General features: G+C 41.5%; 1 protein-coding gene. It reads right to left on the bottom strand.

The annotated features are described in order from the left end of the window. On the bottom strand, nucleotides 1-236 hold a 236-nt coding region (locus AAEY57_RS21120), incomplete at both ends, for a DUF1275 family protein (RefSeq protein WP_350608799.1).

A 236-nucleotide genomic window follows, 5' to 3' on the forward strand; every position in this document is an offset into this window, starting at 1 on the left:
TGTCGTACGTATAACAGCACCACTGTAATTAGTTGCTAGCGCATTTTGTAACCCACACGCAGCAGACGTTAATACAATGCCGTAAACGAATGTGTTTTTGAGTAAATAAGCACTCGCAAGTAGCAGCAATCCTTCCATAAAAAGCAAAGTGTCGTAATGACGACCAAGTTTTAATGAGCCACCAGAGAGCAAAAAGCCCGACAGTGCCGAACCCAACATAAAGCTAATAATTATTG

Source organism: Pseudoalteromonas sp. MER144-MNA-CIBAN-0113, from assembly GCF_040308965.1.
GTDB classification, from domain to species: Bacteria; Pseudomonadota; Gammaproteobacteria; order Enterobacterales; family Alteromonadaceae; genus Pseudoalteromonas; species Pseudoalteromonas tetraodonis.